Origin of the sequence: Cryptosporangium minutisporangium, from assembly GCF_039536245.1 — a bacterium.
Taxonomy (GTDB): Bacteria; Actinomycetota; Actinomycetes; order Mycobacteriales; family Cryptosporangiaceae; genus Cryptosporangium; species Cryptosporangium minutisporangium.
On the sequence record NZ_BAAAYN010000040.1, the window covers coordinates 132737 to 139465 of the forward strand.

6 protein-coding genes are annotated in these 6729 nt (G+C 73.8%); 5 read left to right on the forward strand and 1 reads right to left on the reverse strand.

Going from position 1 to position 6729, the window contains the following annotated elements; translation table 11 throughout:
• The first annotated feature begins 16 nt into the window (after positions 1 to 16).
• Entirely contained in the window at positions 17 to 991 is a 975-nt protein-coding gene (locus ABEB28_RS28650) for a 1-phosphofructokinase family hexose kinase (RefSeq protein WP_345731345.1), read from the forward strand.
• Positions 985 to 1821 (forward strand): class II fructose-bisphosphate aldolase, encoded by an 837-nt coding sequence (locus ABEB28_RS28655; RefSeq protein WP_345731346.1) that lies wholly within the window; start codon positions 985 to 987, stop codon positions 1819 to 1821. Before ABEB28_RS28650 ends, ABEB28_RS28655 begins: the two co-directional genes overlap by 7 nt.
• Before the next feature lie 59 nt (positions 1822 to 1880).
• Here ABEB28_RS28655 and ald read toward each other — a convergent pair whose 3' ends face one another.
• A complete protein-coding gene (ald, locus tag ABEB28_RS28660) occupies positions 1881 to 2996 on the reverse strand; it encodes an alanine dehydrogenase (RefSeq protein ID WP_345731347.1) in 1116 nt (371 codons plus the stop codon).
• Positions 2997 to 3152: 156 nt separating this feature from the next.
• Here ald and ABEB28_RS28665 point away from each other — a divergent pair, with 156 nt between their 5' ends.
• From ABEB28_RS28665 to ABEB28_RS28675, 3 genes are all read left to right on the forward strand, one after another.
• Positions 3153 to 3623, forward strand: coding sequence for an Lrp/AsnC family transcriptional regulator (locus tag ABEB28_RS28665; protein ID WP_345731348.1), 471 nt, complete (start codon positions 3153 to 3155; stop codon positions 3621 to 3623).
• A 118-nt stretch (positions 3624 to 3741) separates the two neighbouring features.
• Complete coding sequence (locus ABEB28_RS28670; protein WP_345731349.1) at positions 3742 to 5853, forward strand: S8 family serine peptidase; 2112 nt, start codon at positions 3742 to 3744, stop codon at positions 5851 to 5853.
• A 71-nt stretch (positions 5854 to 5924) separates the two neighbouring features.
• The coding region (locus tag ABEB28_RS28675) for a serine/threonine-protein kinase (protein ID WP_345731350.1) at positions 5925 to 6729 on the forward strand (805 nt) is incomplete at its 3' end.

Here is a 6729-nt window from a genome sequence, read left to right on the forward strand (position 1 = left end):
ACCGGGACGCCACGGCATGATTCTCACCGTCACGCTCAATCCGGCGCTCGACCTCACCTACCGGGTGGGGCGCCTGCTGCCCCACCGCACGCACCGGGTCTCCTCCGTGGACGAGCGCCCCGGCGGCAAGGGGCTCAACGTCGCCCGGATCCTGCACGCCGCCGGCGAGCCGGTGCGCGCCACCGGTGTGCTCGGCGGGGACACCGGCGCGCGGGTCGCCCGGCTGCTCGACCGCGACCGGATCGAGACCGCGTTCACGCCGATCGCCGACGAGACGCGCCGCACGGTCACGATCACCGACTGCGACGCCACCGGCTTCTGGGAGCCCGGGCCGACCGTCACGCCCGCCGAGTGGGGCGCGTTCCGCGCCCGGTACCTCCGGTTGCTCGGGTCCGTGTCGGTCGTCGTGCTCTCCGGGTCGCTCCCCCGCGGCCTTCCGGTCGACGCCTACGCGAGGCTGATCGCGGACGCCACGGCGGCGGGCGTCCGCACCGTGCTCGACACCAGCGGCGACGCGTTACGCGCGGGGGTCGCGGCCGGCCCCGACCTGGTCAAACCCAACACCGAAGAGCTGGTCGCCCTCGTCCACGGCGCCCCGGACGCGACGCCGCCCCGGGCCGCGGCGGATGAGGGCGCCGTGGCGCGGCTGGCCGCGCTCGCGGACGCGGCACGGGCCCTCGGGGCGGGCGCGGTGGTCGCCTCTGCCGGTCCGGACGGGCTGGTGGCCGTCACCGCCGAGGGCAGCTGGCACGCCCGGCCACCGGAGGTCGTCACCGGCAACCCCACCGGCGCCGGGGACGCGTTCGCCGCGACGCACGCCCGCGGCCTGCGCGACCGTACGCCCTGGCCCACCGTCCTCGCCGACGCGGTGGCGCTCTCCGTGCCGGCGGTCGCGGTGGCGGTCGCCGGCGCCGTCGACCCGTCCGTGGCCGCGCGGCTCCGCCCGTCCGTGTCCGTCACGCCCGTCCTCGAGGAGCACCCCGCATGCTGACCCCCACCGGAGAATTAGTCGAGCGGGCCCGCCGCGCCGGCGTCGGGGTGCCGGCGTTCAACGTCATCACGATCGAGCACGCCGAGGCGATCGTCACCGGCGCGGAGGCCGCCGGACTCCCGGTGATCCTGCAGGTCAGCGAAAACGCGGTCCGCTTCCACCACGGCCGGCTGGCACCGATCGCCGCGGCCACCCGCGCGGTCGCGTCCGCCGCCGCGGTCGACGTCGCGCTCCACCTCGACCACGTGGAGGACGTCCACCTGGTCGAGCAGGCCGCCGAGTGCGGGTTCGACTCGGTGATGGTGGACCACTCCCGGCTGCCTTATCAGGACAACGTCGCCGCGACCACCGCCGCGGTCGCCCGCTGCCACGGCCAGGGCCTCTGGGTGGAGAGCGAGCTCGGTGAGGTCGGCGGCAAGGAGGGCGCGCACGCGCCGGGCGTCCGCACCGACCCGGCCGAGGCGGCCCGGGTCGTCGCGGCCACCGGAGTGGACGCGCTGGCGGTCGCGGTGGGGTCCTCGCACGCGATGACCGACCGAACCGCACGGCTGGACCACGCGCTGATCGCGGCCCTCCGCGACGCCGCGCCGGTGCCCCTGGTGCTGCACGGCTCGTCCGGGGTGCCGGACGACGAACTCCGGGCCGCGGTGGCGGCGGGCATGGTGAAGATCAACATCGGGACGGCTCTCAACACGGCGTTCACCGGCGCGGTCCGAGCGACGCTCGCGGCCGCGCTGGACGTCGTCGACCCGCGGAAGTATCTCGCGCCGGCCCGCGACGCGATGGCCGAGACGGTCCAGACCCTGACCACCCTGCTCGCCCGCCGATAGGCCCGGACGCGCGAACCCCGCCTCGGCAGAGAGCCGGGCGGGGTTCGCGGTTGGGTCGGTCAGGCCAGTACGTCTGCCGGGACGACGCTCGGCAGGCCGTGGGCCTCCGCGACCGGCGCCGAGGCCAGCTGGCCGCCGTGCGTGGTGAGGCCGCGGGCGAGCGCCGCGTCGTCGCGCAGGGCCTGCTGCCAGCCCTTGTCGGCCAGCGCCACCGCGTAGGGCAGCGTCACGTTGGACAGCGCATGGGTCGAGGTCGCGGGGACCGCGCCGGGCATGTTGGCCACGCAGTAGAACACCGAGTCGTGAACGGGGTAGGTCGGCTCCGCGTGGGTGGTGGGCCGGGAGTCCTCGAAGCAGCCACCCTGGTCGATCGCGATGTCGACCAGGACCGAGCCGGGCTTCATGCGGCTGACCAGGTCGTTGGAGACCAGCTTCGGCGCCTTGGCGCCGGCCACCAGCACCGCGCCGACGACCAGGTCGGCGTCGAGCACGGCCCGCTCGATCTGATAGGCGTTGGACACCACGGTCGTGAGACGGCCCTGGTACAGCCGGTCGGCGGCGCGGAGCTTCTCGATGTCGAGGTCGAGCAGCGTGACCTGGGCGCCCATTCCGACGGCGATCGCGGCGGCGTTCATTCCGGAGACTCCGGCACCGAGGATGACGACCTTCGCCGGGTGCACGCCCGGCACCCCGCCGAGCAGCACGCCGCGGCCGCCGCCGGCCCGCATCAGGTGGTACGCGCCGGCTTGCGGAGCCAGCCGGCCGGCGACCTCGCTCATCGGCGCCAGCAGCGGCAGCGCGCCGTTGTCGAGCTGGACGGTCTCGTAGGCGATCGAGGTGACGCCGCGCTCGAGCAGCGCGTCGGTGCACGGCCGGGACGCCGCGAGGTGCAGGTAGGTGAAGAGCACCTGCCCATCGCGCATCCGGTGGTACTCGGACTCGATCGGCTCCTTGACCTTGAGGATCAGGTCACCGGCCGCCCAGACGTCGTCGGCGGTGTCGAGGATCTTCGCACCCGCCGCGAGGTAGTCCTCGTCCGGCAGGGCCGAGCCCACACCAGCGCCGGTCTCCACGAACACCGAGTGGCCGCGCCGGACGAGTTCCTGCGCACCGGCCGGGGTGAGCGCGACCCGGTACTCGTGGTTCTTGACTTCCTTCGGGACACCGATCCGCATGACTGGAGCTCCTGGTTCGCCGGCTACTCGGTTCGCCGTGACTCCGGCCATGGTGGCAACTTCTTCGGCTCCAGCGGATAGCTGTCGACAATTATTCGACCAGCAGGCCTGATTCGTCATATTGTTCGGCGACAGAGGCGACGGAGGGGTGCCTGGATGAACAAGCTTCGGCCAGAACTGGACGACGTCGACCGGCACATCCTGCGGACGCTCGCCGCCGACGCCCGGATCCCCAACAGCACGCTCGCCGCCCAGGTCGGCGTCGCGCCCTCCACCTGCCTGATGCGCGTGCGAAGGCTCCAGGAGATCGGCGTGATCCAGGGCTTCCACGCCGACCTCGCGCCGTCCGCGCTGGGCCGTCCGCTCCAGGCGGTGATCGCGGTGCGGCTGGCGGCCCACGCCCGGACCCGCATTCGTCAGTTCGGGGCGGCGATCGCCGCGCTGCCGGGCGTCCTGAACGTGTTCTTCCTCGCCGGGGCGAACGACTTCCAGGTGCATCTGGCCGCCGAGTCCGCCGACGACCTGCGGGACTTCGTCGTCGAGAACCTCAGCGCTTCCCGGGACGTCGCGATGACGGAGACGAACCTGATCTTCGAACACCTCCGCGGCGGGTCACCGATGGTCTAAGCCGACCGGAGCGGGGCGCGCTGCTCCCCGGCGACACCCGAACGGCCCTCAGGTCGTCGGCTCCGGGGTCGAGATACGGGCGACACACGGACGTTCCCCCCGCCCGAGGAGCCCATCGGTGACCGGACCTACCCCCCGCTCGCGCCCTTCCCGTCGCCCCGGCGCACGCCTCACCGCCGGGGTGGCCGGCCTCGCCGGCCTGGGCCTCGTCGCCGGTGTCGGAGCCCTGGCCGCCGTCGCACCGTCCACAGTGAGCGCCGACGGCGGACCGGTGCGGGTGTCCACCACCACGCCGGTGCCCGGCCCGGCGACGACCGCGGCCGCGCGGGTTCCCACCGCCGGCGGTCCGACCGGCGCCGCCGTCGCCGCCCGGCCGGTCGGGGTTCCCGCCTCCACCGCCACCGCCTGGGACGCCCCCAGCGCGAGCGTGACGGCGCCGGCGGAGAGCGTCGTTGCGAAGGTCGCCGCCGACCAACCCGTGCGCATCGTCACCGTGCGCAGCGTCGGCGGGCGGCCGGTGATCAGCACTCGCGCCGTCACCGGACGCGCCGCGGCGGCCGCCGCGGTCGTCGACGCCCAGCAGGACCGCAGCACGGTGTCGGTCGGGGTCGACGAGGTCCTCCGGATCGCCGACGACGGCACCCCGGTGACCACGGCCGGGAGCCCAACAGTCGGAAGCGCGGCGGCCGGGACCACCAACGACACGCTGCGCGCCAACCAGTGGGCGCTGACCCGCCTGCGCGCCGACGAGACCTGGACGCGGACGACCGGTAGCCCGGTGACGGTCGCGGTGCTCGACACGGGCGTGCAGGGCGGCCACCCCGACCTCGCCGGCCGGGTGCTGCCGGGCGTCGACCTGATCCGCGACGTACCGACCAGCACCGACGGCACCAACGACACCCACGGCCACGGAACGCACGTCGCCGGCATCATCGCCGCCGTGTCGAACAACAACCTGGGCATCGCCGGCCTCGCACCGGGGACGAAGATTCTGCCGGTGCGCGTCCTCGGCAAGGACGGTTCGGGCCCCTCGTCCGCGATCGCCGACGGCATCGTCCGGGCGACCGACCTCGGCGCGGCCATCCTCAACCTGTCGCTGGGCTCCGCGTCGAGGAGCACCGCGATCAGTTCGGCGGTTCAGTACGCGCTGAGCAAGAACGTGATCGTGGTGGCCGCGGCGGGCAACTTCCGGCAGTCCGGCAACCCGGTGTTCTGGCCGGCGTCCGACACCGGCGTGATCGGCGTCGCGGCGACCGACTCGACCGACAAGGACGCGGCGTTCTCCAACACCGGCAGCTACGTCGATATCGCGGCACCCGGCGTCGGCATCGTCTCGACCCACCTGGGCGGCACGTACGCGGGCATGAGCGGCACGTCGATGGCGGCCCCGTACGTCGCCGCCACCGCCGCGTTGGCCAAGGCACTCTCCCCCGGCCTGACCCCGGCGACCATGACCACGCTGCTCCAGCAGACCGCGACCGACCTCGGCGCCGCCGGCCGGGACGACGTCACCGGCTACGGCCTGGTCGACCCGTACGACGTCGTCTGCTCGCTCGGCAGCGGCTGCGCCGCCACACCGGCCCCGACGACCAGCCCGACGACGAAGCCCACCGTCACGCCGACGACCAAGCCCACGACCACCCCGACGGCCACGCCCACCACGACGCCGCGGCCGCCGGCGCCGGTTGCCACCGCGTTCACGCTGACCAGCGGTCGGGGCAAGACGGTCTCGGCCGGCACCTCGGTCACGGTCACTGCCACGCTGACCAGTGGATCCAACCGCGCCCCGCTGCGCAACGCGCCGATCCAGCTCTGCGTCCGCACCGCTCCGGCGACGGCGTTCACTTGCCAGAACACGCAGACCGACCTCAGCGGCGTGGCGCAGTACAACGCTTCGCTCAGCGCCACGACGTCCGTCTACTTCACGTTCGCCGGGACGTCGTCGACCAAGGCGTCGAAGACCGCGACGGCGGCCCACCCGGTCACCGCCGGGGTGTCACTGGTCAACCCGAGCAGCGGAACGCTGGCCGTGACGGTCACGCCGGCCGCGAGCCAGCTCGTCACGCTCGACCGCTGGACCGGCAAGACGTGGTCCCGGGTGGCCTCGACGAAGGTGTCCACCGCCGGGCAGGCGTCGTTCACCGGCCTGAAGGCCGCCACGTACCGGGTCCGGGTCGCGACGAGCAAGATCACCGTCGGGTCGACCAGCGCCGCGCTTCCCGTGCGGTAGCCGACCGGGCGCCGGGAGCGCGCAAGCGAGTACCCGGAACCGCGTTCGGGAGCGCTCGGTACGGTGTTCGCGTGCTTCGTCCCGGAACCCTGCTCGGCAACCGCTACGTGCTCGGAGAACGCGTCGCGAGTGGCGGCATGGGCGAGGTCTGGCAGGCCACCGACCCGGTGCTGCAGCGCACGGTCGCGGTGAAAGTCCTGCTGCCCGCGCTGCTGACGGACGCCGAGTTCATCAGCCGGTTCCGCACCGAAGCGCGCCTGATGGCGGCGCTCCGGCACCCGGGGATCGTGCAGGTCCACGACTACGGCGCCGACGTACTCGTCGACGACGTGCGCCGCGACTTCCTCGTCATGGAGTACGTCGAGGGCGTGTCGCTCGGGACTCGCATCGCGGCGGCCGGAACCCTGGACGTGGCCGAGACGCTCTCGGTCGTCGCGCAGGCCGCCGAGGCGCTGGACGTCGCGCACCGGGCGGGCATCGTCCACCGGGACGTGAAGCCGAACAACCTGCTGGTCCGGCCGGACGGAACCGTGGTCCTGGTCGATTTCGGAGTGGCCCGGTCGGTCGACGCGACCGGGATCACGAACCCGAACATGCTCATCGGCTCGCCGCAGTACATGGCGCCGGAGCAGGTCACCGGGCAGCCGGTCACGGCGGCGACCGACATCCACGCGCTCGGCGCGGTCGCGTTCTGCTGTCTGACCGGGCGGTCGCCGTTCGCGGCCGACAACCCCGTCCAGGTGATCTGGCGGCTGCTGCACGGCGGACCGCCGTCGTTCCCGGCCACGGTGCCGGACGCGGTGGCGCAGCTGGTGCTGCGGGCGCTGGACCCGGAGCCGGCCCGGCGCTTCCCCGACGCCGCCGCGCTGGACGCCG